Genomic DNA, 26,116 nt, shown 5'->3' with positions numbered 1-26,116 from the left:
GCGCGTCTTCCAGAACAACCGGCGTGCCCGTTTGCGCGCCGCCTTCAAAACCCAAAGGGAGCAGCGCCGATGAGCAAGATGACCCCGCAGGAGATGGCCCAGAAGATCGGCTCCGGCCTCCTGTCCTTCCCCGTCACGCCGTTCAAGGCGGATTACTCCTTCGACGAGGCGACCTACCGCGCCAACATGGACTGGTTGTGCGGCTATGACGTCGCCGGCCTGTTCGCTGCCGGCGGCACCGGCGAGTTCTTCTCGCTGACGCCGACCGAGGTTCCGCAAGTGGTGAAGGTTGCCGTCGACGAGACCAAGGGCCGCGTGCCCGTGCTCGCCGGCACCGGCTACGGCACCGCGACCGCACGCGAGATCGCGATCGGCGCTGAAAAGGCCGGCGCCGACGGCCTGCTCCTGCTGCCGCCCTATCTCACCCATTCCGAGCAGGAGGGCCTCGCCGCCCATGTCGAGGCGATCTGCGCCGCCGTGAAGATCGGCGTCATCGTCTACAACCGCGACAATGCAATCCTCCAGCCCGACACGCTCGCGCGCCTCGCCGAGCGCTGCCCGAATCTCGTCGGCTACAAGGACGGCATCGGCGACATCGAGCTGATGACCCGCGTCTACACCAAGCTCGGCGACCGCCTCACCTATATCGGCGGCCTGCCCACGGCCGAGACCTTTGCCCTGCCCTATCTCGACATGGGCGTGACGACCTACTCGTCGGCCGTGTTCAACTTCGTGCCGGAGTTTGCGACCAGGTTCTACGCCGCCGTACGCAAGCGCGATCATGAGGCCATTCACGCCGGCCTGAAGAACTTCATCCTGCCGCTGATCGCCATCCGCAACCGCAAGAAGGGCTATGCGGTCTCGATCATCAAGGCCGGCATGAAGGTGATCGGCCGCGACTCCGGTCCGGTCCGCCCACCGCTCACTGATCTCACCGAGCAGGAGATGGCGGAACTCACCGCGCTCGTGCAAAACCTGCCCGCCGCGCAATCGGCACAACAGGCGGCAGAATAGCGAAACGAAAAAAGGGAGGAGCAGCCGATGGTCGAAGTCTCCAGCGCGTCAGTCGCCGGCGCACCAATCGTCACGTCGATGCAGGTGATCCCGGTCGCCGGCCGCGACGGCATGCTCCTCAACTTGAGCGGCGCGCATGCGCCGTTCTTCACCCGCAACATCGTCATCCTCACCGACAACTCCGGTCACACCGGCGTCGGCGAGGTGCCGGGCGGCGAGAAGATCCGCAAGACGCTGGAAGACGCCCGCGATCTCGTGATCGGTAAGACCGTCGGCGCCCTGAACAACATCCTCGCCGAAATCCGCACCGCCTTTGCCGACCGTGATGCCGGCGGCCGCGGGAAGCAGACCTTTGACCTGCGCGTGATGATCCACGCCGTGACCGCGGTGGAATCCGCACTTCTCGACCTGCTCGGCCACCATCTGGGCCTGCCCGTCGCAGCCCTGCTCGGCGAAGGCCAGCAGCGCAAGAGCGTCGAGACGCTCGGTTATCTCTTCTTCGTCGGCGACCGCCGCAGGACGAGTCTCGCCTATGTCGAAGGCGAGACCGGCAAGCCGGACTGGTTCAATCTCCGCCATCAGGAAGCGATGACGCCGGAGACCGTCGTGCGGCTCGCGGAAGCGACCCACGATCACTATGGCTTTGCCGATTTCAAGCTGAAGGGCGGTGTCTTGCGCGGCGAGCAGGAGGTCGAGGCCGTCACTGCGATCGCCAAGCGTTTTCCGAATGCGCGCGTGACGCTCGATCCCAACGGCGCCTGGTCGCTCGATGAGGCAATCCGGCTCTGCAAGGGCATGCACGGCATCCTCGCCTATGCCGAGGACCCCTGCGGCGCCGAAGCCGGCTTCTCCGGCCGCGAGATCATGGCCGAGTTCCGCCGCGCCACCGGGCTGCCGACGGCGACCAATATGATCGCGACCGACTGGCGCCAGCTCTCCCATGCGCTGCGTCTCGGTGCGGTTGATATCCCGCTGGCCGACCCCCACTTCTGGACCATGCAAGGCTCGGTGCGCGTCGCCCAGACCTGCCGCGACAACGGCCTGACCTGGGGCTCGCACTCCAACAACCACTTTGACATCTCGCTCGCCATGTTCACCCATGTCGGCGCCGCCGCCCCCGGCAACGTCACCGCGATCGACACCCACTGGATCTGGCAGGACGGCCAGGCGCTCACCAAGGAGCCGCTCCAGATCAAGGGCGGCAAGATCGCCATCCCCGACAAACCGGGCCTGGGCATTGAAATCGACCGGGCAGCCATCGAAGCCGCGCATGGCCTCTACAAGCAGCATGGACTTGGTGCCCGGGATGACGCTATTGCCATGCAGTACCTGATCCCCGGCTGGACCTTCGACGACAAGCGTCCTTGCCTCGTGCGCTAAAAACTTCCCTGGAGGAAAAAGATGACTGCGATCCTGAAGAATTTCATTGGCGGTGAATGGGTCGACGGCTCCGGCATCACCAAGAACATCAACCCCTCCAACACCAACGACGTCGTCGGCGAATATGCCAAGGCCGACAAGGCGCAGACCGAAAAGGCCATCGCGGCTGCCAAGGCCGCTTTCCCGGCCTGGGCGCGCTCGACGCCGCAGGAGCGCTTTGACGCGCTGACCAGGATCTCGACCGAAATCCTCGCCCGCAAGGAAGAGCTCGGCCGCCTGCTCGCCCGCGAGGAAGGCAAGACCCTTCCCGAAGGCATCGGCGAGGTTGCCCGCGCCGGCCAGATCTTCGCGTTCTTCGCCGGCGAAGCGCTCCGCCTGATCGGCGAGAAGGGCGCCTCCGTGCGTCCCGGCCTCGAGGTCGAGATCACCCGCGAGCCGGTCGGCGTCATCGGCATGATCACGCCCTGGAACTTCCCGATCGCGATCCCCGCCTGGAAGATCGCGCCCGCGCTCTGCTACGGCAACACGGTGGTGTTCAAGCCGGCCGAGCTCGTGCCGGGCTCCGGGCACGCGCTGTCCGAAATCATCACCCGCTCCGGCATTCCGGCCGGCGTATTCAACCTCGTCGTCGGCTCCGGCTCCGTGGTCGGCCAGACCTTGCTCGACCATCCCGACGTCGCCGCGATTTCCTTCACCGGCTCGGTGCAGACGGGGCGCAAGATCGCGCAGGCCTGCGTGCTCTCGAACCCCATGAAGAAATTCCAGCTCGAGATGGGCGGCAAGAATCCGCTGGTCGTGCTCGACGATGCGGACCTCAAGACCGCCGTCGAGGTCGCCGTTAACGGCGCCTATTTCTCGACCGGCCAGCGCTGCACGGCGTCCTCGCGCCTGATCGTCACCGAAGGCATTCACGACCGCTTCGTCGCGGCGATGGCCGAGCGCCTGAAAGGCCTGTCGGTGGACGACGCACTCAAGGCGGGCGTCCATATCGGCCCCGTCGTCGATCAGAGCCAGCTCGACCAGGACCTGCGCTACATCAAGATCGGCCAGGACGAAGGCGCAAAGCTCGCCTGGGGCGGCGAGCTGCTCAAGCGCGAAACGCCCGGCCATTATCTCCAGCCGGCGCTGTTCACGGAGGCCAACAACAACATGCGCATCGCGCGTGAGGAAATCTTCGGTCCCGTCGCTGCAGTCATCCGCGCCAAGAACTACGAGGAAGCGCTGGCGATCTCCAACGACACCGAGTTCGGCCTCGCCTCCGGGATCTGCACCACCAGCCTGAAATACGCCACGCATTACAAGCGCAACAGCGAGTCCGGCATGGTGATGGTCAACCTGCCGACCGCCGGCGTCGACTATCACGTGCCGTTCGGCGGCCGGAAGGGATCGAGCTACGGCGCCCGCGAGCAGGGTTCGTACGCCCGCGAATTCTACACCACGGTGAAGACCGGCTACACATTCCCCGGCTGATGATGCGATCGTAGATATCGTAGGGTGGGCAAAGCGAAGCGTGCCCACCGCTTATGTTCGGTGTGAAGCATGGTGGGCACGGCGCGTTGCGCCTTTGCCCACCCTACGACTTCAAGTTCTGAGGCAAGAGCAGATGGACCAGTCAGTCGCAGCGAAAGAGCAGCCCCGCTACATCAAGCTCAACGAGCGCGACAATGTCGCGATCGTGGTCAATGATTTCGGGCTTCCCGCCGGCTCCCGCTTTGCCTGCGGGCTGACGCTGCGCGCCTTCGTGCCGCAAGGCCACAAGACGGCGCTGGTCGATATCGCGCAAGACGCGCCGATCATCCGTTATGGCGAGGTGATCGGCTACGCCCTCTCCCCGATCCTGGCCGGCGAATGGGTCGACGAGGCGCGCATCCGCATGCCGGAGGCGCCTGCGCTCGACAAGCTCGAAATCTCCACCGCCGTCCCCGCCCCGCTGCCCCCGCTCGAAGGCTACACCTTCGACGGCTACCGCAATCCCGACGGCTCGGTCGGCACCAAAAACATCCTCGGCATCTCCTCCTCCGTGCAATGCGTCAAGGGCACGATGGAATATGCGGTCAAGCGCATCCGCGCAGAGCTGATGCCGAAATATCCGAACGTCGACGACGTCGTTCCCCTCACCCACGCCTATGGCTGCGGTGTCGCGATCACCGCGCCCGACGCGGTGGTGCCGATCCGCACGCTGCAAAACCTCGCGCTGAACCCGAACTTCGGCGGCGAGATTCTCGTGGTTGGCCTGGGCTGCGAGAAGCTCGCGCCCGAGCGGCTCGTGCCTGAGGGCGTCAATGACGCCATCGTACGCATGCAGGACGAAGCCTTCGACGGCTTTGGTGCGATCGTCGATGCGATCATGACCCAGGCCGAGGCGCGCCTGAAAATTCTCAACGCGCGCAAGCGCGAGACCTGCCCCGCCTCCGATCTCGTCATCGGCCTGCAATGCGGCGGCAGTGACGCCTTCTCCGGCGTCACCGCAAATCCCGCCGTCGGCTACGCCGCGGATCTGTTGGTGCGCGCCGGCGCCACCGTGATGTTCTCGGAAGTCACCGAAGTGCGCGACGCCATCCAGCTGCTCACCCGTCGCGCGATCAACGAGGACGTCGGCCGCGCGCTGGTGCGCGAGATGGCCTGGTACGACTCTTACCTCGCGCGCGGCGGCGCCGACCGCAGCGCCAACACCACGCCCGGCAACAAGAAGGGCGGGCTTGCCAACATCGTCGAGAAGTCGCTCGGCTCGATCGTCAAGTCCGGCTCGAGCGCCATCACCGGCGTGCTCTCGCCCGGCGAAAAGGCGACGCAGAAGGGCATGCTGTTTGCGGCAACCCCTGCGTCCGATTTCATCTGCGGCACGCTTCAGCTCGCCTCCGGCATGACGCTGCAGGTGTTCACCACCGGCCGCGGCACGCCTTACGGCCTCGCGACCGCCCCCGTGATCAAGGTCGCGACGCGCAGCGAGCTTGCACGGCGCTGGAAGGACCTGATCGACTTTGATGCCGGCCGCATCGCCACCGGCGAAAAAACCATCGAGGAAACCGGCTGGGACCTGTTCCGCCTGATCCTCGACGTCGCCAGCGGCCGCACCAAGCCCTGGTCGGACCGTTGGGGCATCCACAACGACCTGACGCTGTTCAATCCCGCGCCGGTGACTTAAGTCGCGAATTCAGACGCGGGCAGCACGCTCAGGCGTCATCGCCCGGCTTGACCGGGCGATCCAGTATTCCAGAGACCGTGACGAATACGGAGAAGCCGCGGCGTACTGGATTCCCCGCTTGCCGCCTACGCTAAAGCTTCGGCGAGCCAACGTTTCCGGCGAAGCCTTGGCGTAGCCGGGTCGCGGGGAATGACGGCGGAGTGAAAGGCAAAACGCCGGCGATGCGACGCACCTTTCAAATCGCCTCCAACCCCCGCACTTCCTTTTCCGCGACCTTCACCAGCGGCTTGACCGCCTGGTCCTCCCGGCCGAGCACCACGCCCGAGGCCAAGGCACGCGCACGCCCTTCATGGCGTGGCGCCCGCGCCTTGAGCGCTGCGTCGACAGCCATGTCGCGATGCGCGACAAAATCGTTGAGCGAGCCAAACGCGTTCTGAATCTTTTTCAGATGCCTGGACAACGCTGCCACCTGCTTCCGTTCGCTCCGAGACTGAAAAAGACTTTCAAAGAACTCGATCGCATATCTGATCTTCTTGGCCCTGATGCGCAGCTTGTGCCGCTCCCGGGCAGACATCTCGTCGAGATGCCGTCCCTGCTTGCGCAGCTTCTTGATGCGGCGATGCAGCAGCCTGCCGGCGAATTTGCGGATCGGCGTCTTCGCATCTTCAGTCGCAATCGTTTGGTCGGCCTCGATCCATTGCAGCGTATCGACCAGCAAGGACCGGTAGTGCTGCGTGTTGACGGCTTCTTTTGCGCGCGCGAAAGCGCGCTCGCGCCTGGCACAGAACTCCTTCTTGATCGCCTTGCCGCCCCTGCGCAACAGCACGTCGCGCGTGGCAGGTTCGATATTCTCCGTCACGAAGACATCGAGCTCACGTGCCGGCGCGAGTTCGTTGGTGAGCCACTTCAGTTCCTGCTTGATCCTGTCCGTGCTCGCCCCGGACAGGACCTTCGAGAATAACGAGATCGCCGCGCGCAGGCGGCGCAATCCCACCCGCATCTGGTGAATTCCTTCCGGATCGCCATTGCGGACGGCGTCGGCGTTACCCGAGAAATGGCGTATCGTTGCGCGACCGATGGTCCGGAAGGCATCACCCGCATTCAAGTCGGCGTTCAAGGCGATGCTTGCGGCGGAAAGAACCGGATGCTCCTCGCCGCGCGCAAGAGCATAACCCCGGTCCGACTTCGATCGCAGATCGAGCTCGGCTTGCGATTTCCGTTCGATCGACCTCGCGACGCGGAACAAATCGACAAGCAGGCCATTCTTGAGTTCCAGTTCAAGCTCCTCGACCGGGTTGGAGTGTTGCCCGGCGACGATACGTCCACGATCGATGGCGAGTTCGATCTCACTTTTCCTGGTGCGAAGCGGCAACGTGATGCGGTGCACCGATGTCTCGAACACGGGTTTCAGCTTGCGACGCAACTTCCCGGATGCAAACGGCTCGAGCGGAGTGCCCTGCGCCTTGCCGAGGTTCGGCGCACCGTTCTTGATCTCCGCCTCCCATTCGCCGCGGCCGAACTGCGCACCGTTGGCCGATTTGACCGTCTGGACGTGCCTGTCGCCGTCATCGCGCACGCGCAGCGTGAGGCCGTGCCGTTTCAGCTTGCATTTTCTGGTATCGAAGTATGTCGACACCAGATCGTTCTCGGATCGCGGTCCGATCTTGCCGCCCGCCATGCGTCCGTTCGCCAACGTCTTGAAGTGGCGCACGGGTACGCGGAACTTCAGTTCGGTCTCGACAGCCATTCTGCTCTCCCGAGTTGGCTGCCGATAACGCGCGAGACGCGGCGGGGGTACCACAGGTATGAGGCCATTTGGGGCGCGCGTAACTACTCTCGCCGACTGGCGACAGGTCGCATGCGACGGACCTCCGCGAAACCGTCCTGAAACGCAGCGGCACGGCGTTTCCGGATCGCTTCATCGCGCTTCACATCTCGCAACCAAATATCTCCGCTCACGCTGCGCGGATTTGCGAACCTGTTCAGGCGTTATCGCGACCAACTCTCCGAGTGCTCATCTTCCCAAGGAGACTTGCAATGCGGATTCTTTCGATGATTGCCATTGCCGGCGCGATGATTGCCAGCACTGCCGGCGCATTTGCCGGCGAGCTTCCCTCTTACGAAGTGAACTCATTTCCGATTTCTGCGACGCAGGTCCAGTTGCTCGGCGCCACTGGCGTTCAGGAGCAGGCCTCCACGCCGATGCTGACCGTCGAAGGCATGCCCGCCTCGCCCGCGCAGATCACAGTGCTCTCGCCGCGCGTCAGGGTAGTCGCGAGCGCAAACTCGGACAACGAGTCCCGCTAATCGGCGGTCGCGGCGCGCTCGATGGCGCGCCGTATACGGAAATAACGCAAGCGGTCGGATGATCAGGAGAAAACGCGCTATTGCGGCCGGCATCGCCGGGTTCGTGATCGCAGCCCTTGTGATGATGTGGCCGCTGCCGCTGCTCTTCTATGCCCTCATCCTGGAAGAGATTTTTCCGAGCCGGATCGCGTGGGACGGCCACACCGCATGGAAGCGCTGCGACAGCGCGATCGCGGGACGCACGTCGTGGCCTGGTACGCCCAGCACAGCCTGCGAAGCCATGCATTTGTGTGCCAACGAGGCCCCGTTATCCGGCGCCCAGGAAAAATTGCTCAAGCAAGCCATTCGCGCGACGCCTGGGTGCAAGCCGCCGTAAAAGATCGTGCACACGTCAATCGCGCGCGTTCCGCGCGGATCAGATCAGACCGCACATTGGCTGAAACGCCTTACGTCATGCTGCCCGGCATGAAGCAGCGGACGCGTGGGTGGCCGTCGACATAGTGCTTCCACACCATGGTGCGGCCGATCTTGTTCGGCTCGGTGATGACGGCGCCGTCAGGCACCACGACCCATTCGTCGTCGATGTGCACGCGATAATGGCCGTTGTCGGACTCCCAATCGACGTCGGCCATGACGTAGCCATCGGCGTCCGAGCAGCATTGCCCGTATTGGCTGTGCAGGCTCTCGAACCAGGGCTTGAGCGGTGAATTGGCATAGCGCCCGTCGTCGCGCGCGAACGCGGTCGTAGCCAGCATGATCACGCCAAGCACGAGTGCGGCACAATGTCTTGCAAACATTCCTTCGTCTCCGCGGGTCGGTGTCACCGCGGGGCGCAAGCGCCGCTATTCGTCTGCCACGGACCGGCAGGCGTGGAGAAATAGCGATTCGCTCCCCCAGCAGCTTTCCCGACCACTATGCAAAACGGGCGCCAAAACACATTCCGGGGAACTACTGTTGGGGACATCGGCGGCGTGCGCCTTTGGACTCATGCAAACAGGACTGCATTCCCATTAGCTGTCGCTTTTCGCCGTCATTGCGAGCGCAGCGAAGCAATCCAGAGATTTATCCGCGGAAAGATTCCTGGATTGCTTCGCTGCGCTCGCAATGACGAGATCGGGGCGCGTGCGATCCACGACTCCAACTGTCATCGCCCGCCTTGTGCGCAATTGCGCACTGGGGGCGGGCGATCCGGTATTCCAGAGGCAGTGCGAGGATACGGAGAAGCCGCGGCGTACTGGATTCCCCGCCCTCGCGGGGAATGACAGCGGTGTGCGGGGAAAGACCTGAAACCAACGACCCGCGCGACCAGCGTCGCGGCGCGCGCCCTACTGCTTCATCGGCGCCATCATCGCGCCGCCTTTCTTCGCGGCGGGCGCTGGCGGCTTTGCGGCGACGGCTTGCGCGGGGAGATATTTTGCGACGATGGCAGGATCGAGCTGCGCGATGTTGGCATCCGGCAGGCGCGTCCAGGTCTCGTCCTTGCCGAGCAGCGAGATGCCGAGATAGCCGCGCAAGGTGAGCGTCTGACCATCCGGGCTGACCTTCATGTTGGCCTTCCAGATGTTGCCGTCGCGCGGATTGAGCACGTTGCCGCCTTCGTACTTCAGGCCATCACGCTTCATGTCGCGTACAAAGGACAGGCCGAGCACCGGCGCATTCTTGCGATCATCCGTGCATTTGGTGCAGGCCTCGTTCGGATCATCGCCCGGACGCGGGAAGGTCTTTGCGATCACACCTTCGAAGATGCCGTTGTGGTCGATGAAGAGAAACCACCCGACCTGCTTGCCGTCCTCGATCTTCTGCCAGAGGCCCGCAGCCGTGGGCTGCTGGGCCTGCGCTGCGACGGGCCGCGGCATCGCGAGCGACAGCGCGAGGCCGAGCGCGACGAGCGAGAGCAGTCGGAAGCTGGAAAAGATATTCCGCATTATGATCACCTGGTTAACCCACGACTGGAATGGCCGCAGACTAAGGCTATTTCGCGAAGGGTTCCAGCACCAGAAACATGGGAGAGATGCTCTCCCCGTTCCGGCCCGGATCAATTGACTCCGAGCTTCTTTTGCAGGCTGGACGAGGACGTCGTGTACTGGAACACCAGCCGCTTCTCCGGATAGACGTAGCGATGGGCTTTTTGCGCCATGAGCGCGCCCTCGTGGAATCCGCACAGGATCAGCTTGATCTTGCCCGGATAGGTGTTGATGTCGCCGATCGCGAAGATGCCGGGGACGTTGGTCTCGAACGCTGATGTCTCGACCGGCACCAGATTGTTCTCGAGCGCAATGCCCCAGTTCGCGACCGGGCCGAGCTTCATGGTGAGCCCGAAGAACGGCAGCATGGTGTCACAGGCGATCTCGGTGACGCTGTTGTCGTTGCCCTTGATCGTGGCGCCGGCGAGCTTGCCGTCAGAGCCGGACAATGCAGTGACCTGACCAAGCTTCAAATCCATCTTGCCTGCGGCCACCAGCGCGCGCATCTGCTCGACGCTGTGAGGCGCGGCCCGGAATTCATCGCGACGGTGCAGCAGCGTGATGCGCTTAGCCAGCGGATGCAGATTGAGCGTCCAGTCGAGCGCGGAATCGCCGCCGCCGACGATCAAGATCTCCTTGTCGCGAAACTGCTCCATCTTGCGCACGGAGTAATGCACCGAGGTGCCTTCATAGGCTTCGATTCCCGGCACCGGCGGGCGCTTGGGCTGGAACGAGCCGCCGCCGGCGGCGATCACCACCACCTTGCATTCGAACACCTTGCCGGCATCGGTGGTAACGCGGAACGCGGGATCGCCGATCTTCTCCACCTTCTCGACCATCTCGCCGAGATGGAAGGTCGGATGGAACGGCTTGATCTGTTCCATCAGCGCTCCGGTGAGGCCCTGCCCCGAGACATGCGGAATGCCGGGAATGTCGTAGATCGGCTTCTCCGGATAGAGCTCGGCGCACTGGCCGCCGACCTTGTCGAGGATGTCGACGAAATGCGCCTTCATGTCGAGAAGGCCAAGCTCGAAGGCGGCGAACAGACCGCAGGGGCCGGCGCCAATAATCAGCACATCGGTTTTGATCGCGTCGCTCATGTCGTCTCTTTATCGGTCGTTATCGGTTGGACGGCGCCCGGCAGGCAACGGAAAGGGCAGTTCCTGTCTAGCCAAGGCCGACGGCCCAGGGAAGGCATAAAAGCATTGGCCGCCTGCCGGCAGGGCTACTTGCCGGGACAGGATAACTGGGATGTAACGGCGGAGGAAATGACGGAGATCAACCGGTGAATGCACCAAGCCGCCTGGATTCAGCGCCGCGACTTGCGGATTTCCCCTATCGCCTCAGCGACAATGTGCGCTTCGGCGATCTCGATCCCAACCAGCACGTCAACAACGCCGTCTATGCCACCTATTTCGAGACCGGCCGCGTCACGCTGATGAAGGACCCGAAGATCGGGCTGACGCCGCCGGGGCTCGCCTGGATCATGGTGCGGCTCGACATCCATTTCCGCGCCGAGCTGCGCTGGCCGGGCACGATCGAGCTTGGGCTCGGCGTCGTGAAACTGGGACGGACGTCGGTGACCTTCGAGCAGGTCGTGTTCTCCGAAGGCAGATGCGTTGCCTCCGCGATTTCGGTCGGCGTCCTCATCGAAGAGGCCTCGCGGCGGCCGACGCCCCTCACCGCCGAGGTCATCGAGAAGCTCAAGCCCTGGCACAAGCGCGGCATCGAGGTCGCGCCGTCGAAGGTCTAGATTCTTTAGTTAGGCCTGCCGCTCCGGCGTCGACACCACGAGCCCGTCGAGCTCGTCGGACACCTTGATCTGGCAGGACAGGCGCGAGTTCGGGCGCACGTCGAAGCCGAAGTCGAGCATGTCCTCTTCCATCGGAGTCGGGCTGCCGACCTTCTCGCGCCAGGCTTCGTCGACATAAACGTGGCAGGTCGCGCAAGCGCAGGCGCCGCCGCATTCGGCCTCGATCCCGGGAATGGCGTTGCGGATGGCGCCTTCCATCACGGTCGCGCCGTTCTCGACTTCTACCGTGCGGGTTTCGCCCTTGTGGTCGACATAGTGGATTTTGGCCATGTGTGCTCGTGCTGCCGGAGTCTTGGGAATGAGGGAGGGTCCGCGCTGTCCTATAACGGGTCGCTTGGCGCAGCGCTAGTGCGCCAGTCTCCGGCAATCCGATGGATTTGGGGACCGCCCTCAGGCGCGGCGCAGGATCGCCTCGATCGCTTCGCGGGCCTCAGTGACCGCCTCCCTCAGCACAGCGAAGGCGCGGGTCGGATTGTCACCGGTCCGGATTGCGCATTCGAGTTCAGCGGCTGCGTCCGCCACCGCAAAGGCGCCGATTCCCCGCGCCGAGCCTTTCAGCATGTGCGCCAGCGCGGGTGCATCTGCGGGGAGCGCCGCCATCGCCGCGATCAGGCGGCTCGACTGCTCCACGAACATCGCGAGCACCTCGGATTCGAGTTCGGCATCCCCGAGGGTCATGCGCGCGAGATGGTCGAGATCGAGGGGATGGTCGAGCGGAGCAAGCGGCGGCGAGGGCATCCAGTCCATCCGTTGCAGATCAGGCATCATGGCGCGGGCCCCGGCATCGCTGGCAACGCGCCGGTCTGGCGGCGAAGCTTTCGACCTAACCCAACCACGGAAATGGTTAATGGAACGTTATGCCTATTTTACCCAATTCCGCCCTCATATTGACGAAAAGTTGCCGCAATCCGCAGAGTTCCGTGGAAAATTTCATTTATTGCTAAGGCCTTACGGCCCGATCCTGTTAACGATGATTAAGATTGTCTTAATCGCGGCCATTTCATTCGCAGCGCTCTGCCAATAGGATGTTGCGGAAATTGGCGGACAAGCCGTCTCGGGTGGAGGACGGCAATGGATCCGCGTTAGCGGCATGCACCGGTCTGTGAGCTTGCGGAATGCGCGGGCCTCGCGGGGGACGTGTACAAGTAACGAGGGCTCAAACTGAACATGGCGAATACTCCCAAGAAGGTCAAAGACCCCACGGAAGTCGCGCTTTCTGCAATCCAGGAAGCCCTGAACATCAGCGACACGGCTGCGGACACCAGCCGCGCCTCTGCGGTACGGACCGAGAATGGGCCTCCGGCGCTGCCGCCTCCCGTGTTCGACGAGCCGACCTTCGAGGCGCGCCCTGCCGCGACCGATCGGCCGGTGTTCGACCCGATCGAGGAGCCGCGCACGCCGCGCCGCGCCGCCAATGACGACCGCGAGACCATCGGCCAGCTCCTCCAGGCGCTTCAGAAGGGCCGCCCTGCCCGCAGCGTCTACACTTTCGCAACTGTCTTCGCCGGGATCTGGCTTGCGGCCTGCGCCGCGCTGACCGTCGGCTTCCTGCCATCGATCCATGCCGCCATGGGCCAGAGCGGCGGCGTGCTGGTCATCGCCGGCCTCGTCGCGATGTTCTTCGCGCCCATCATGCTGTTCTACTTCCTCGCGAGCCTCGTCTGGCGCGGCCAGGAAATGCGCATGATCGCGCAGGCCATGGCGCAGGTCGCGATCCGCTTCTCCGAGCCGGAGGGTTCGGCTTCCGATTCCATGGTCACCGTCGGCCAGGCCATCCGCCGCGAGGTCGCGGCAATGGGCGACGGCATCGAGCGCGCGATCGCGCGCGCCGGCGAACTGGAGACGCTGGTCGCGAACGAAGTCGCCGCCCTCGAGCGCGCCTACAGCGACAACGAAGTCCGCATCCGCGCCCTGCTCCAGGACATCGCCCATCAGCGCGACAACCTCGTCGGCCAGGCCGAGCAGGTCCGCAGCGCCATCTCCGGCGTGCAGATCGACCTGCGCCACGACATCGCGCTGATCTCGGACGCGATCGCCTCACGCGTCGACGAGGTCGCAAAATCCATCACCGGCGCCCTGGAAGAGCGCGGCGCCCACATCACGCAGGCGCTGAGCAATGCCGGCGATAACATGATCCTCGCGCTCGGCGAGCGCGGCGGCGACCTGCTCGACCGTCTCGAGGAAGCCAGCAACGAGACCACGCGCGCGGTCCTCGACGCCAGCGAGCGGCTGACCACCAGCCTCAACTTCAAGACCGGTCACGTCCACGACGAGTTCGTCGACCTCGCCGACCGCGTCCACGAGATGCTGAACGAGCGCATCGATCGCATCACCGGCGAGTTCGAGCAGCGTTCGTCGGCGATCGTCGACGGCATCTCGGAGCGTACCGAGCAGGTCCACGACTCCCTGAAGAATTCCTCGGACTCGCTCCTGCTCGAGCTCGAGCTGCGCAGCAACGACCTCTCCGCCAAGATCGACGACGCCGGCAACCGGCTCGCCGGCCACATCATGACGAGCGGCGACAAGGCGAGCGAGGCGCTCGACGCCACCGTCAACACGCTGGTCGCCAAGGTCGTGAGCCAGACCGAGACCGCGCACGATTCCCTCTCCCTGCAGATGAGCGCGTTCGACGAGCTGGTGAAGAACCAGGGCGCCGACCTCGTGGAGAGGTTCGCTCGCGACTCCGGCACGCTGGGCGCGCTGATCACCCGCCACATCTCCGAGTTCGACCGTACGGTGAAGACCTTCGGCGGCGAGATTGTCGAGCGCATGGGCCAGCGTACGACCGATATCGCCGAGACGCTGAAGACCTATGTCGACAATTTCGACACCCGCCTCACCTCGAACGGCGGCGAGATCACCGCGGCGCTCGACCAGCGCCTGGTGCAGTTCGAAACCACGCTCGGCGAACGCGTCACCAATCTTGACGGCTCGCTCGGCAGCAAGCTCGCCAACTTCGACGGTGTGATCGAAGGCCACTTCAAGACCCTCGACGATCAACTCGGCGGCCGGGTCGTCGCGCTGGAACAGTCGTTCGACACGCGCGCGAAGTCCGTCACCGAGACGATCGACAACCGCCTCGGCGCGCTCTCGACGTCCTTGACCGACGGTGCCTCGCAGGCGATCCAGTCGATCGACTCGCGCCTCACCCACCTCACGGCGTCGCTGACCGACGGTGCGACACAGGCGATCCAGTCGATCGACGCCCGCCTGACGCACCTGACCACGTCGCTGACGGGCGGCGCGGCGCAGGCGCTGCAGTCGATGGATTCGCGCTTCACCGAGCTCACGCTCTCGCTGACCAACACGGCGGCGCAGGCGGTGCAGTCGGTCGACTCGCGGCTTACGCTGCTGACCTCCACCCTGTCCGACGGCACCGCGCAGGCGATCGAGGCTGTCGACCGCCGCATCACCGGCGTAACCGAGACGATCGACGGCCGCAGCTCGCTTCTCACCAGCACGGTCGCCGCGCGCTTCCAGGAAATCCACCAGGCCATCGAGACCAAGGTCGGCTCGGTCGCCAACGACATCGACGTGCGCGTTGCGCAGTTCGAGGACCTGCTCGGCTCGCGGGTCGAGGCAGTGGCCGGCCGCATCGAGAGCAGTGGACGCCAGGCCAGCGACGACCTGATGTCGCGCGCGGAGATGATCTCCACCACCATCCGTTCGCATGTCGAGGACGCCGAGCGTTCGCTGACCAACCTCGTGGTCAACACCAGCGAGACCATCCAGACCGGCGCGCGGACCGCCCAGCAGTCGCTTATGACGGTGTCCTCGGACGTCAACGCACAGCTCAAGATGACCTCGTCCGAGGTCGAGCGCGCGCTGACTGCCGTCGGCACGGGCGCAGCGAACTCGATCCTGACCAGCGCCCGCGAGGCGCAGTCGACCCTGGTGTCCGCATCGGGCGAAGCCTCCAACCAGATCAAGTCCCTGTCGGCCGACGTCGAACGCACCCTGTCGGCGGCGGGTTCGGCCACCGCTGCCTCGATCCTGGCCGGCGCGCGCGAGGTGCAGACGTCCCTCATCACCGCTTCCTCCGATGCCGCCAACCACGTCAAGACGCTCACGGCCGACGTGCAGCGCTCGCTGTCGCTGGCCGGCAGCACGACGGCCGAGGCCATCACCGCCGGGGCACGCGACGCACAGAGCACGCTGATCGCGGCCTCGACCGAGACGTCGAACCAGATCAAGGCGCTGTCCTCCGATGTGCAGCGCTCGCTCTCGATGGCCGGCACCTCGACCGCCGAGACCATCACGGCCGGCGCGCGCGAGGCCCAGAACACCCTCGTTACCGCGTCCTCGGATGCCGCCGGCCAGGTCAAGTCGCTCGCGGCCGAAGTGCAGCGCTCGCTGTCGCAGGCAGGCCAGTCCACCGCGGAGACGATCACGACCAGCGCCCGTGACGCGCAGAGCACCCTGCTCGCGGTCTCGGCCGAGCAGACCGGCCAGGTCAAATCGCTCGCCGCCGAGATGCAGCGCTCGCTGGCCATGGCCGGCGGCGCCACCATCGAGGCGCTCACGGCCGGCGTCCGCGACGCGCAAGGAACGCTCGTCACCGCCTCCTCGGAAGCGGCGAGCCAGATCAAGTCGCTGTCTTCAGACATCGAACGCACGCTCACCGCGGTCGGCGCCGATACCGCGGCGGCGATCCTCAACAGCGCACGCGAGGCGCAGTCGTCGCTGACCGCGACGTCGGCGGATACAGCCAGCCAGATCCGCGCGATCTCGACCGACATCGAGCGCGCGCTCGGCACGGCGACCTCGAACGCCACCAACGACATCCAGACCAGCGCACTGAACGCCCAGAATGCGCTGATCACCGCCTCGAACGAGGCGAGCGCGCGGGTCAAGTCGAGCTCGGCCGACGTCGAGCGCTCGGTGCTCGCCGCCAGCGGCTCCTTCGGCCAGGCCATGACGGCCAAGACCGACGAGATCGTCACCTATGTGCAGCAGCAGGCCGACCGCCTGTCGAACCTGATCGACGCCAAGCGCGGCACGCTGGTGGACGCGATCGGCTCGAAGACCAGCCAGCTCACGCTCGACATCGACCGCGTCACCTCCGACGCGCTGAAGTCGATCGAGACGCGCGGCCAGGCGTTCTCGCAGTCGATGTCGGGCAACGGCAACGAGGTCGCACGCACCATCAACGCGGCGAGCGAAGTCGCGACCGGCGCGGTCAACAAGTCGCTCAGGGACCTCGAGCAGGCCTCGCGCGCGGCGATCGACCAGTCGCGCCAGGTCTCGATCGCGGCGGTCACCGAGATGCAGGAGACCAGCAAGATCCTGCGCACCGACACCGTCGCCCTGTTCGAGCGCCTGCGCGAAGGCAACATCCTCCTCCAGGAGGTGCTGACCGGTGCGCACGACAACCTCAACTCGCTCGAGCGTGCGCTGGTGACCCGCGTCGCCGACTTCGTCTCGGCGATGAACGACGTCACTGCGCGCAACGGCGCGGCGACGCAGAACCTCGAAGAGCAGCTCAACGTCTTCAACACCAAGACCACGAAGGCGCTGGTCGACCTCGGCGAGCTCTCGACCCAGTTCGACGCGCACGGCAAGGCGCTGGTCGATGCCGCCGCTGTCGTCGAGCAGAGCAACAAGAACACCACCGCCTCGCTCGCCGAGCGCAAGCAGGCGCTGGAATCGCTGGTCACCACGATCGACCTGCGCACCGCCGATCTCGACCAGCGGCTGTCGCGCTTCACCGGCCTGCTCGATGAGTCGCTTGCCGCTGCGGAAGAGCGTGCCCGCGACATCGCGCGCGTCGTAGCGGAGACCGCCGGTGCGGGATCTGCCGCGATCACCCGCCAGTTCGAGGCGGTGCGCGTGGCTTCCGAAGAGGAGCACCGCCAGACCATCGACGCGATGCACGACATCTACCGCCAGACCACCGACGAGGCGGACACGATGTTCAAGCAGTCGGCCGAGAAGTTCGGCAACCTCGTCGCCAGCATGAAGCAGATGGCGTTCGAGATGCACAACGAGCTCGAGGCCACGCGCAACGAGCTGCGCCGCGGCGTGCTCGAGATGCCGCAGGAGGCCGCCGAAAGCACCGCGCAGATGCGCAAGGTGATCGTTGACCAGATCGAGGCCCTCGCCGAGCTCAACCGCATCGTCGCCCAGCACGGCCGTGGCCTCGACGTCACGACCGCGGGCCGCGCCTCGGTTGCGCGTCAGGAAGAGCCGATGCTGGCGACCGCCGTCAGCCGCGGCACCGAAACGCGCATCCGCGACACCGGCAGCGCGTCGACCCTGCCGCCGCCGGACCTCGGCGTGCCCGCCTCTCGCCGCACTGAAGCCCCGCCGGTCGCGCCGGCCGGCAACGACCAAAGCCGCGACGGCTGGCTGTCGGATCTGTTGAACCGCGCCGATACCGGCCCGGCGGCTCCGACGGGCCGTGAGGCACCGCGCGGCCGTCCGCAGCAGCAGCCGCCTCAAGCGCCGCAAGGTAACGGCAATCCGCTGGAGTCGCTGTCGCTCGACATCGGCCGGCTGATGGACCGCAACCTCGCCGCCGAGATGTGGGACCGCTACCAGCGCGGCGAGAACAAGGCCTTCACCAAGCGCCTCTACACGCCCGCCGGCCAGAAGGCTTTTGACGAGGTCGCCCGCAAGTATCGCGCCGACCGCAACTTCAAGGGCACGGTCGACCGCTACATCTCGGAGTTCGAGCGTCTGCTCGACGAAGTCGCCCGCGACGGCCGCGGCCCGCAGGAGCTGCGCGGCCACCTGACCTCGGAGACGGGCCTTGTCTACACGCTACTCGCTCACTCGGCGGGACGGCTGGGGTAAGCGGCAGACAGCAACGAACTAGAATGCGGAGGCCTCGCGGCCTCCGTTTTCGTTCGACGAAGCCACGCAACAGAAACTGCAATTCGTGATGTCACCGCAGCTGATGGACATTGCACTACACATCAGCCATCGCACGCGCGACCTATCCGTCATCTGCAGCCGGCTAGGCCTCACGCCGGCAATCATGTGGACGGCGGGCGACGAACGGCAAACTCCCAAGGGAACGCGCATTGGCGGTCGAGGCACGGGATCCTATTGCTCGATCCCTTTTGGAAGAGACAAGCGCGAGCCGCTCGCAAAGCGACGACCGTACTTAGGCGGCTCAATCCGCATCGTCGCGCTCTTAGAACATTGTCCGCAACTGGGGGCCCGATCAGCCTCTTCGTCGGATGGTTCTGCGACGAGCACGCCGGCGATACTCTTGAATTTCAACTCCTGAGGGAAGCGGCCGACTTGCGCATCGCCATCGATTTGAACATCTACGCTCCGGACAGTTCGAAGACCCGATTCCGCAAACGGTGAGCCTACTGCCGCTTCTGCCCCTGCGCAGCCTGAGCTGGCGCTGTGGCGCGCGCATTAGCAGGTGCAGGTGCAGGCGCCGGCTTCGGTGGTTCGGCCGGCGGCGGGGCCTGTTGCGCGCTGCTGTTGCTGGCGCCGAACAGGACGCGGGTCGGGTTGCGGTCAAAATTGTTCACGGCGCGGCTGATGTCGCCGAGGGTACGGCGGCCGTCGGTCATGAGCGCGCCCGAGCGCTTGTCGAAATCATCGGCAAGCTCGCGGATCGACTTCACGGCCTGGAAGAGTTCACCGCCATCCTTGCCGCCGGCGAGCGTGTTGAGGCCGAGCATGAGGCTGTCGGCCTTGAGCATGACGCCGTCGACCTTGCCCATGACGGCATCGATGCGCTCGGAGTTGCGCGCCAGCGAGGTGGTGAAGGTCTCGAGATTCTTCAGCGAGTTCTTCACCGACTCCTGATTGTCCGCGACGAGCTTGTTGATGTTCTGCAGCGTGCCGCGGATCGCCTCGGTGACGTCCTGGAGCTTGTTGGGGTCCGCGGTGAGCGTCGGGATGCCGTCCTCGTCGAGCGGCGGCGGCGGGGCCGCCTCCTCGCCGCCCTTCAGCGAGATTGCGGCGACGCCGGTCAGGCCCTGGAATTCGAGGCCGACCAGGGTGTCCTTGCGGATCGGGGCGTTGTTCTCGACCATGGCGAGTGCGACAACCCGACGCGGGTTGTCCAGCTTCACCGAGACCACCTCCCCCACCCGGATACCGTTGAAGTTGACGCTGCCGCCGTTGCGCAGGCCCGCCGCCGGACCCTCGAACACGACCCGCAGGGGGCTGCGCTGCTTGGTGGTGTGCAGCGACTGGAACCACAGCACGAAGCCGATCGCCGCGGCGATCACCGCCAGCGTAAACGACCCGATCAGCACGTAATTCGCCCGCGTTTCCATGAAGTGCTCCGGATATTCAGCTCATGACCGCGCGGGCGCGCTTGCCATGGAAATACTGCCTCAACCAGGGATGCTGCGAGGCCTGCATGTCGGCGATCGACCCTGCCGCAATGATCTTACCGTTCCCTAAAACGGCGATGCGGTCGCAAGCTGTGTAAAGGCTGTCGAGGTCGTGCGTTACCATGAAAACGGTCAGGCCCAAAGTGCGCTGGAGCGTCCTGACCAGCTCGTCGAAATCGCCGGCGCCGATCGGATCGAGGCCCGAGGTCGGCTCGTCCAGGAACACGAGCTCGGGGTCGAGCGCCAGCGCACGGGCCAGCGCGACACGCTTGATCATGCCGCCCGACAGCTCCGACGGAAAGCGCTCGGCGACCTCCGGCTTCAGGCCCACCATGGCGAGCTTGGCCATGGTGATCTCGTCCATCAGGCGCTGCGAAACCTTCAGATATTCGCGCATCGGAAACTGGATGTTCTGCCGCACGGTCAGCGAGGAAAACAGCGCCCCCTGCTGAAACAGCACACCCCAGCGCCGCTCGACGCCGCGGCGCTGCGAGCTATTGGACGAATCCAGATCCACGCCGAACACTTCGATACGGCCGGCGACCTTCGATACGAGGCCGATGATGGTGCGCGTCAGCACCGACTTGCCGGCGCCGGACGGGCCGACGAAACCGAGGATCTCGCCGCGCTTGACGTCGAGGTTCAGCCCGTCGAGCACGCGCGTCGCGCCGAACTGCACGGTGATGTCGCGGACGCGGATGATGGGGTCCTGGATTTCGGGTGCCATCATCACATCCCGATCGATGCAAAGAAGATCGCGAACACGCCATCCATGACGATGACGAAGAAGATGCCCTTCACGACCGACGAGGTGGTGTGCTGTCCGAGCGATTCCGCGCTGCCCTGCACGGCAAGGCCTTCGACGCAGGCGACGATGCCGATCACCGCCGCCATCACCGGCGCCTTCACGATGCCGACGATGAAATGATCGATCGAGATCGCATCGCGCAAGCGCAGCAGGAAGGCTTCGGGATCGACGCCGCCATAGAGCCAGGCGACGAGCCCACCGCCGTAGAGCGCGGCCATCGCGCCGAGGAAGGCAAGGATCGGCAGCGCCAGCACCAGCGCCAGCATGCGCGGCAGCACCAAGACCTCGATCGGATCGAACCCCATGGTGCGCAACGCGTCGATCTCCTCGCGCATCTTCATCGAGCCGAGCTCGGCGGTGTAGGCGCTGCCGGAGCGTCCGGCGATCATGATCGCGACCAGCAGCACACCGATCTCGCGCAGCACCAGCACGCCCAGCATGTCGACGACGAAGATGTCGGCGCCGAACCTGCGGAAGTGGAAGATGCCCTGCTGCGCGATGATGCAGCCGATCAGGAAGGTGATCAGCACGATGATCGGCACCGCGCGCCAGCAGACCTGCTCGAGATGATGCACGGTCGAGGTCAGACGGAACGAGCGCGGGCGGATCAGTACGCGACCGCTGGCTGCGAGCACCGCGCCGAGCATGTCGACGAGATCGGTCACGGTCCCGGTGAGGCCGGCGACACCGCGGCCGATCTGCTCCAGCATGCCGGTGATGGTAATGGCGCCGGTCTCGATGACCGGCGTCGCCTTGACCCGCCGCACCTCGTCGACGAGGCTCGAATAGTTCGCCGAGAGCCCTGCGATCTGGGCCTCGGCTGCACCTTGCGTCAGGCTACGGCGTAAGCGCTCGATCAGCCAGGCGCCGAAGGTGTCGAGCTTGGAGACCTCGGAGACGTCGATGAAGATGTTCGGCCGGCTGCCGGCAAGCTTCTCGGCGTCAGCCACCATCCGCTCGAGGGCCGGCGCGAAGCTCGCGGTCCAGGCTCCCGTGGCGCAAAGTGCCAGCGAGTTGCCCTTGGCAATCCGCTCCAGCTTTGGATCGCCGTTCAAGATGTCCGCTCCCTAGCGAAGGGTTCGGATGAGAAGAGATGGTTGCGCACGCGCCCTTACCTTGAAGAAGGTATCCCCAACCAGCCATAGTTAGTTGCATCAGGTAACCAGCCGGTTCAGAAATTGCCAGAGTTCTAAATGACTTCCAGCAAACTTCCAATGTTGGCGGCGCGAATCGAGCGCTTCCCGATCGCCGGCCTCTTCACAATCAGCCGCGGCGCCAAGACCGAGGCCGTGACCGTCGTGGCCGAGGTGAGCCGGGGCGACCTGACCGGCCGCGGCGAATGCGTGCCCTACGCGCGCTATGGGGAGACCCCGGAGGCCACACTGAGGGCGCTCCAGGCCATGCAGGAGGCGATCCGGGGCGGACTGGACCGGCGCGCCCTGCAGGCCGCGATGGGCCCTGGGGCGGCCCGCAACGCCCTGGACTGCGCCCTGATCGATCTGGAGGCCAAGGAGGCGGGCCTGCGGGCGTGGAACCTGCTCGACCGCCCGGTTCCGGGGGAGCGCACCACCGCCTACACGATCTCACTGGGCACCCCTGAGGCGATGGCCGAGGCGACGGCCAAGGCGGCGCACCGCTCGCTCCTGAAGATCAAGCTCGGCGGGGAAGGCGATCCTGAAAGGATCGCCGCAGTGCGGAAGGCCGCCCCCGAATCGGAACTGATCGTCGATGCCAACGAGGCCTGGACGCTGGCCAATCTCGAGCAAAATCTGGCTGCCTGCGCCGACGTCGGTGTCACCCTGGTGGAGCAGCCGCTGCCGGCCGGCCAGGACGAGGCGCTGGCGCGCATCAGGCGGCCGCTCGCCGTCTGCGCCGACGAGAGCGTGCATGACCGCACCTCGCTCGCGCCCCTGCGCGAGCGCTACGACGCCGTCAACATCAAGCTCGACAAGACCGGCGGCCTGACCGAAGCGCTCGCGATGGCCGATGCTGCGCAAGCGCTGGGATTCGAGATCATGGTCGGCTGCATGGTCGCGACCTCGCTGTCGATGGCGCCCGCAATGCTGGTGACGCCGCAGGCGCGGTTCGTCGATCTCGACGGGCCGCTGCTGCTGGCAAGGGATCGCGATCACGGCCTGCGCTATGACGAAAGCCTCGTCTATCCGCCGGAGGCATCGCTCTGGGGATGAGCGAACAGGCGGTGCCGCGCAGTCCACATCAGCATTGCGCCCGTGCCGGCCATCGCGGCCATCAGGTAATACAGCGCCTCGCCATAGCGCGCGTAGATCGCGCCCGAGATGATCGAGGTCGTCGAGCTCAACAGCCCGCTGGTCGCCGCGTAGTAGCCCTGCCCGCGCGCCATCTGATGCGCGGGCACGTGACGCACCAGCAGGTTCATGACCCCGACCTGGGTGAGGCCAAAGCTCAGCCCGTGTGCGAGCTGGACCATCGCAAGCACTGCGACTGGAGGCTCCTGCGCTGTGATCGACCAGCGCGCCACCGCACTCAGGCCGCCGATCACCACCAGCAGAGAGGGATGCAGCGAAAGCCGCGGCGACACCGCAAAGACGATGATCTCCGCGAACACGCCGAGCGCCCACAGGCCGGCGATCGTCAGCCCGCCGAGCCCGTGAGCCTGCCAGTTGATCGAGGCAAAGGTGTAGTAGGCGGTATGGCTGCTCTGGATCAGCGCCGCCGAGGCGATGATCGCGAGGAAGCTCGCATCGCGCAGGAGGCGCTTGCCGCCATGCGCGGCTGCGCTCTTTCGTCGCGACTCATCCAGCGGCTGAAGCGAAAGGCCGGTGAAGGCAGTGAGCGCCGCAAGCGCGACGATGATCCAGATCAATTCGCGCGCGGCGATCACATCGACCAGGAGCCCGCAGGCGAGCGCGCCGGCGATGAAGGCCACCGAGCCCCATAGCCGCAACGGCCCGTAGTCGAGCTTGTAGCGGGCGACGCCGCGCAGCGCATAGGCGTCCGTCAGCGGCAGCAGCGGCGTCCAGAAGCAGCAGGTGACGATGTAGAGCAGCAGCACCGGCAGGGGCTGATGCTGCGTGCCGACCAGCGCGAAGCCGATCGCCGACGCGAATGCGGTCAGGATCAGTGCCGCGCGCACGGCCTGGCGCCGCTCGGCGAAGCCGGTCACGAAGGGCAGTGTGGTGAAGCGCGTCACCGCAGGGACCGCGCTGATGATTCCGATCCAGGCCGGCTCGATGCCGACCGCCTTCAGCCACACCGTGAAGAAGGGCAGATGCGTGCCGAGGACGGCGAACGAGACGCTGTAGAACAGTGCCAGGTACACGGCGAATCGCCGGCCTTGCGCCGCTGCGATGGGGATTTGTGATTCGCTCTTCATCAAACCAATTGCGATTCGGTCGATATCGTGATGATCGTTACTGTAACGCGCACTGATTTGCGCGACGAGATTGCCATGGCCACTGAAGCATTCGCCCTCTCGCCTATGTCTGCCCGCGCGGCCGAGCCGAACGAGCAGGACTACGATGCGATCCGCGAAGCCTTCATGGAGACCGCGCGCGGCCGCTGGTTCCTCGGCGAATACGCCAAGCGCAACCGCAACGCCGACACGCGCATGGTGCTCGACGCGGTCGCAAAGATCGAGGAAACCCTTGCAGCACAGCGCCAACCCGTCGTCGAGGACCGGCTGCCCGAGGCGCTCGTGGCGATCCGCCGCGCCATCCGCGAGGCCGAGACGATCGCGATCGCGGCGTTCGATCCCGCTCTGCTCGAGACCAGCCTCGGGCCGATCCACCGCGGTGTGCGCATCATCAAGGAGATCTCCTGGCGCTGGCGCGAGATCGGCGCCGACGGGCGAATCTGCGACCTGATTGATTCGCAGCTCGCGGCCATCGAGGCCGCCTGCGGTCAGACTTCGACGATCGACCCCCGCACCGACCTCAAGGCCGCCTTCGATCTGCTCAGGGACCATATCGAGCGGGTCGAAACGGGAGACGCGGCGGCGACTCACCCCCCACCTGCTCCGGCGCCCGAGATGCTCGCGATGGCGGATGCCGAGGCGGCGATGGCGGCAAGCGAGCCGCCCGCAGCGGAGATGCCGCGGGCGGTCGCGACAGTTTCCGAGCCTGAGGCCACAGTTGCTGCGGCCGAGGTCGCCGATGAGACGGCCATCAATGAGGCGATGGACGTCGCTGGAGAGACCGGAATCGCTAAGGTCGCCGAAGGCCGCGTCGCGATCGAAGAGAGCGTTGCCGAGCCCGCCCCCCTCGCGGACGCCGCCGACGAGCTTCCGTTCGATGCCGCAGCCGAGGCGGAAGACGAAGCCATTCTCGAGCGGATCGCGGTGGAGATGGCCGCGCCCGATCCCGAGTTCGACGAGGCGATCGCCGAGCCTGTTGAAGTCGCAGCCGCTGTCGAGGCGCCCGTCGCCGCCGGGCCAGACTTGTCCGAGCCAGTCTTGTCCGATCCAGTCTTGCCGGAGCCGGTCTTGCAAGAGCCAGCTTTGCCCGAGTCGATCGCAGCCCAATCGATCGCGCCAGTCGCGCCGTTCGAGCCCGCGGTCGCGATCATGGAGCGCCCGGCGCCAGCAGAGGCCCTGGCAGCTCTACATGCGACGCTACAGGCGGCTTCGCAGACTTCGCCCCTTCCCATGCCCTCGCCGCTGCCGGAGCAGCCGTCGCTCGGCTCGACGATCCTTGCGAGCGGCATGCTGCAAAAGCCCCGCGCAGCCGCCAACGATCCGCTGGCGCCGATCCGTCGCATGACCCAGGCCGAGAAGATCGCGTTCTTCTCGTAAACGCAGCGGGTTCGTGTCAGTCGGAGAATCACGCTGACGCATCTTGCTCCGTCATTGCGAGCGGAGCGAAGCAATCCAGACTTTTCCGCGGAGGGATTCTGGATTGCTTCGCTCCGCTCGCAATGACGGCCTTGAGACAGCGCGCTACAACAACTGTCACCGCAATAGCCCGAGCTCATCCAACAGGCCCAACAATGCCGGCTGACGAAGACACTCTCACCCTCTGGCGGCCAGTCGGACCGAAGGAGCTTGAGCTGATCCAACAAGCGGGCACGCGTAACTTCCCACCGCGCCTGCCGGACCAGCCGATCTTCTATCCGGTCTTGACCGAGGACTACGCGATCAAGATCGCGCGTGACTGGAATGTGCCGGTGAGCGGCGCAGGCTTCGTGACGCGCTTCCGGATCAAGCGGAGCTATTTAGACAGGTACGACGTGCAGGAGGCAGGCGGTCGATCCCATCTGGAATACTGGATCCCTGCACAAGATCTCGACGCATTCAATGCCGCCATCGTCGGGCTGATCGAGGTTGTCAGGAGCTTTCCCTAACCACGGCCGGCGCCAGCGTGACCCAGATCACGTCCGCCGCCTGGGTGACCGGCATCACGT

The 26,116-nt window shown here is 65.4% G+C and carries 22 protein-coding genes; 12 read left to right on the top strand and 10 right to left on the bottom strand.

Going from position 1 to position 26,116, the window contains the following annotated elements:
• The first annotated feature begins 69 nt into the window (after positions 1–69).
• From kdgD to garD, 4 genes are all read left to right on the top strand, one after another.
• The gene (gene kdgD, locus Q2941_RS10200) at positions 70–1,014 is read left to right on the top strand and encodes a 5-dehydro-4-deoxyglucarate dehydratase (protein ID WP_254111623.1); all 945 of its coding nucleotides are present in this window, start codon (positions 70–72) and stop codon (positions 1,012–1,014) included.
• A 27-nt stretch (positions 1,015–1,041) separates the two neighbouring features.
• Positions 1,042–2,394 (top strand): glucarate dehydratase, encoded by a 1,353-nt coding sequence (gene gudD, locus Q2941_RS10195; protein ID WP_458192356.1) that lies wholly within the window; start codon positions 1,042–1,044, stop codon positions 2,392–2,394.
• Positions 2,395–2,415: 21 nt separating this feature from the next.
• Entirely contained in the window at positions 2,416–3,864 is a 1,449-nt protein-coding gene (locus Q2941_RS10190; protein ID WP_027528634.1) for an aldehyde dehydrogenase family protein, read from the top strand.
• Between the two features lie 133 nt (positions 3,865–3,997).
• Positions 3,998–5,539 carry a galactarate dehydratase gene (gene garD / locus Q2941_RS10185; RefSeq protein WP_458192355.1) on the top strand — a complete coding sequence of 514 codons (1,542 nt, stop codon included), beginning with the start codon at positions 3,998–4,000 and terminating at the stop codon, positions 5,537–5,539.
• A 235-nt stretch (positions 5,540–5,774) separates the two neighbouring features.
• On the opposite strand, the gene Q2941_RS10180 is transcribed toward garD, so the two are convergent.
• Positions 5,775–7,286 carry a CYTH and CHAD domain-containing protein gene (locus Q2941_RS10180; protein ID WP_458192354.1) on the bottom strand — a complete coding sequence of 504 codons (1,512 nt, stop codon included), beginning with the start codon at positions 7,284–7,286 and terminating at the stop codon, positions 5,775–5,777.
• A gap of 290 nt (positions 7,287–7,576) precedes the next feature.
• Between Q2941_RS10180 and Q2941_RS10175 the strand changes: the two genes are divergently transcribed.
• Together Q2941_RS10175 and Q2941_RS10170 are read left to right on the top strand one after the other, a co-directional pair.
• On the top strand, positions 7,577–7,846 hold the full coding sequence (locus Q2941_RS10175) for a hypothetical protein (RefSeq protein WP_254111616.1): 270 nt from the start codon (positions 7,577–7,579) through the stop codon (positions 7,844–7,846).
• A gap of 121 nt (positions 7,847–7,967) precedes the next feature.
• Complete coding sequence (locus tag Q2941_RS10170; RefSeq protein ID WP_458192353.1) at positions 7,968–8,222, top strand: hypothetical protein; 255 nt, start codon at positions 7,968–7,970, stop codon at positions 8,220–8,222.
• Between the two features lie 70 nt (positions 8,223–8,292).
• Here Q2941_RS10170 and Q2941_RS10165 read toward each other — a convergent pair whose 3' ends face one another.
• From Q2941_RS10165 to Q2941_RS10155, 3 genes are all read right to left on the bottom strand, one after another.
• Positions 8,293–8,643 (bottom strand): hypothetical protein, encoded by a 351-nt coding sequence (locus tag Q2941_RS10165; RefSeq protein ID WP_027528630.1) that lies wholly within the window; start codon positions 8,641–8,643, stop codon positions 8,293–8,295.
• Positions 8,644–9,171: 528 nt separating this feature from the next.
• Positions 9,172–9,771, bottom strand: coding sequence for a DUF2147 domain-containing protein (locus Q2941_RS10160; RefSeq protein ID WP_027528629.1), 600 nt, complete (start codon positions 9,769–9,771; stop codon positions 9,172–9,174).
• Between the two features lie 110 nt (positions 9,772–9,881).
• Positions 9,882–10,910, bottom strand: coding sequence for an NAD(P)/FAD-dependent oxidoreductase (locus Q2941_RS10155; protein ID WP_027528628.1), 1,029 nt, complete (start codon positions 10,908–10,910; stop codon positions 9,882–9,884).
• Positions 10,911–11,095: 185 nt separating this feature from the next.
• Between Q2941_RS10155 and Q2941_RS10150 the strand changes: the two genes are divergently transcribed.
• Positions 11,096–11,563 carry an acyl-CoA thioesterase gene (locus Q2941_RS10150; RefSeq protein ID WP_027528627.1) on the top strand — a complete coding sequence of 156 codons (468 nt, stop codon included), beginning with the start codon at positions 11,096–11,098 and terminating at the stop codon, positions 11,561–11,563.
• A gap of 9 nt (positions 11,564–11,572) precedes the next feature.
• Here the strand turns inward: Q2941_RS10150 and Q2941_RS10145 are convergent, their stop codons facing one another.
• Positions 11,573–11,893, bottom strand: a complete 321-nt coding sequence (locus tag Q2941_RS10145; RefSeq protein ID WP_027528626.1) for a 2Fe-2S iron-sulfur cluster-binding protein — start codon at positions 11,891–11,893, stop codon at positions 11,573–11,575.
• 120 nt (positions 11,894–12,013) lie between these two features.
• Positions 12,014–12,391: an Hpt domain-containing protein gene (locus Q2941_RS10140; protein WP_027528625.1), complete on the bottom strand. Its 378-nt coding sequence runs from the start codon at positions 12,389–12,391 to the stop codon at positions 12,014–12,016.
• Between the two features lie 79 nt (positions 12,392–12,470).
• Here Q2941_RS10140 and Q2941_RS10135 point away from each other — a divergent pair, with 79 nt between their 5' ends.
• Both Q2941_RS10135 and Q2941_RS10130 read left to right on the top strand, forming a co-directional pair.
• Positions 12,471–12,647 (top strand): hypothetical protein, encoded by a 177-nt coding sequence (locus tag Q2941_RS10135; protein WP_156944986.1) that lies wholly within the window; start codon positions 12,471–12,473, stop codon positions 12,645–12,647.
• A gap of 143 nt (positions 12,648–12,790) precedes the next feature.
• Positions 12,791–18,418 (top strand): apolipoprotein A-IV repeat region-like domain-containing protein, encoded by a 5,628-nt coding sequence (locus Q2941_RS10130; protein WP_027528624.1) that lies wholly within the window; start codon positions 12,791–12,793, stop codon positions 18,416–18,418.
• A gap of 524 nt (positions 18,419–18,942) precedes the next feature.
• Here Q2941_RS10130 and Q2941_RS10125 read toward each other — a convergent pair.
• Genes Q2941_RS10125 through Q2941_RS10115 form a run of 3 tightly spaced genes read right to left on the bottom strand, consistent with a single transcriptional unit; the run spans position 18,943 to position 21,792 of the window.
• Complete coding sequence (locus Q2941_RS10125) at positions 18,943–19,869, bottom strand: MlaD family protein (protein WP_458192352.1); 927 nt, start codon at positions 19,867–19,869, stop codon at positions 18,943–18,945.
• A gap of 16 nt (positions 19,870–19,885) precedes the next feature.
• A complete protein-coding gene (locus Q2941_RS10120) occupies positions 19,886–20,656 on the bottom strand; it encodes an ABC transporter ATP-binding protein (protein WP_027528623.1) in 771 nt (256 codons plus the stop codon).
• Between the two features lie 2 nt (positions 20,657–20,658).
• Positions 20,659–21,792 carry an MlaE family ABC transporter permease gene (locus Q2941_RS10115; RefSeq protein WP_254111610.1) on the bottom strand — a complete coding sequence of 378 codons (1,134 nt, stop codon included), beginning with the start codon at positions 21,790–21,792 and terminating at the stop codon, positions 20,659–20,661.
• A 138-nt stretch (positions 21,793–21,930) separates the two neighbouring features.
• Here Q2941_RS10115 and dgcA point away from each other — a divergent pair, with 138 nt between their 5' ends.
• Positions 21,931–22,926 (top strand): N-acetyl-D-Glu racemase DgcA, encoded by a 996-nt coding sequence (gene dgcA, locus Q2941_RS10110; protein WP_458192351.1) that lies wholly within the window; start codon positions 21,931–21,933, stop codon positions 22,924–22,926.
• Here dgcA and Q2941_RS10105 read toward each other — a convergent pair.
• Positions 22,896–24,092, bottom strand: coding sequence for an MFS transporter (locus Q2941_RS10105; RefSeq protein ID WP_027528620.1), 1,197 nt, complete (start codon positions 24,090–24,092; stop codon positions 22,896–22,898). The two genes, dgcA and Q2941_RS10105, sit on opposite strands and share 31 nt — an antisense overlap.
• A 75-nt stretch (positions 24,093–24,167) precedes the next feature.
• Between Q2941_RS10105 and Q2941_RS10100 the strand changes: the two genes are divergently transcribed.
• A complete protein-coding gene (locus tag Q2941_RS10100) occupies positions 24,168–25,508 on the top strand; it encodes a hypothetical protein (protein ID WP_458192350.1) in 1,341 nt (446 codons plus the stop codon).
• A gap of 194 nt (positions 25,509–25,702) precedes the next feature.
• The gene (locus Q2941_RS10095) at positions 25,703–26,056 is read left to right on the top strand and encodes an ADP-ribosylation/crystallin J1 (protein ID WP_458192349.1); all 354 of its coding nucleotides are present in this window, start codon (positions 25,703–25,705) and stop codon (positions 26,054–26,056) included.
• The last annotated feature ends 60 nt before the right edge of the window (positions 26,057–26,116 follow it).

The sequence above is a fragment of the Bradyrhizobium sp. UFLA05-153 genome, from assembly GCF_054185185.1.
Note: the sequence above shows the minus strand (reverse complement) of the source record. Positions and strands in the feature narration are given on the sequence as shown.

Coding starts and splice junctions, on each gene's coding strand:
- kdgD (WP_254111623.1), top strand. CDS start 70: ATGAGCAAGATGACCCCGCAGGAGATGGCCCAGAAGATCGGCTCCGGC.
- gudD (WP_458192356.1), top strand. CDS start 1,042: ATGGTCGAAGTCTCCAGCGCGTCAGTCGCCGGCGCACCAATCGTCACG.
- Q2941_RS10190 (WP_027528634.1), top strand. CDS start 2,416: ATGACTGCGATCCTGAAGAATTTCATTGGCGGTGAATGGGTCGACGGC.
- garD (WP_458192355.1), top strand. CDS start 3,998: ATGGACCAGTCAGTCGCAGCGAAAGAGCAGCCCCGCTACATCAAGCTC.
- Q2941_RS10180 (WP_458192354.1), bottom strand. CDS start 7,286: ATGGCTGTCGAGACCGAACTGAAGTTCCGCGTACCCGTGCGCCACTTC.
- Q2941_RS10175 (WP_254111616.1), top strand. CDS start 7,577: ATGCGGATTCTTTCGATGATTGCCATTGCCGGCGCGATGATTGCCAGC.
- Q2941_RS10170 (WP_458192353.1), top strand. CDS start 7,968: ATGATGTGGCCGCTGCCGCTGCTCTTCTATGCCCTCATCCTGGAAGAG.
- Q2941_RS10165 (WP_027528630.1), bottom strand. CDS start 8,643: ATGTTTGCAAGACATTGTGCCGCACTCGTGCTTGGCGTGATCATGCTG.
- Q2941_RS10160 (WP_027528629.1), bottom strand. CDS start 9,771: ATGCGGAATATCTTTTCCAGCTTCCGACTGCTCTCGCTCGTCGCGCTC.
- Q2941_RS10155 (WP_027528628.1), bottom strand. CDS start 10,910: ATGAGCGACGCGATCAAAACCGATGTGCTGATTATTGGCGCCGGCCCC.
- Q2941_RS10145 (WP_027528626.1), bottom strand. CDS start 11,893: ATGGCCAAAATCCACTATGTCGACCACAAGGGCGAAACCCGCACGGTA.
- Q2941_RS10140 (WP_027528625.1), bottom strand. CDS start 12,391: ATGATGCCTGATCTGCAACGGATGGACTGGATGCCCTCGCCGCCGCTT.
- Q2941_RS10135 (WP_156944986.1), top strand. CDS start 12,471: ATGGAACGTTATGCCTATTTTACCCAATTCCGCCCTCATATTGACGAA.
- Q2941_RS10130 (WP_027528624.1), top strand. CDS start 12,791: ATGGCGAATACTCCCAAGAAGGTCAAAGACCCCACGGAAGTCGCGCTT.
- Q2941_RS10125 (WP_458192352.1), bottom strand. CDS start 19,869: ATGGAAACGCGGGCGAATTACGTGCTGATCGGGTCGTTTACGCTGGCG.
- Q2941_RS10120 (WP_027528623.1), bottom strand. CDS start 20,656: ATGGCACCCGAAATCCAGGACCCCATCATCCGCGTCCGCGACATCACC.
- dgcA (WP_458192351.1), top strand. CDS start 21,931: ATGACTTCCAGCAAACTTCCAATGTTGGCGGCGCGAATCGAGCGCTTC.
- Q2941_RS10105 (WP_027528620.1), bottom strand. CDS start 24,092: ATGAAGAGCGAATCACAAATCCCCATCGCAGCGGCGCAAGGCCGGCGA.
- Q2941_RS10100 (WP_458192350.1), top strand. CDS start 24,168: ATGGCCACTGAAGCATTCGCCCTCTCGCCTATGTCTGCCCGCGCGGCC.
- Q2941_RS10095 (WP_458192349.1), top strand. CDS start 25,703: ATGCCGGCTGACGAAGACACTCTCACCCTCTGGCGGCCAGTCGGACCG.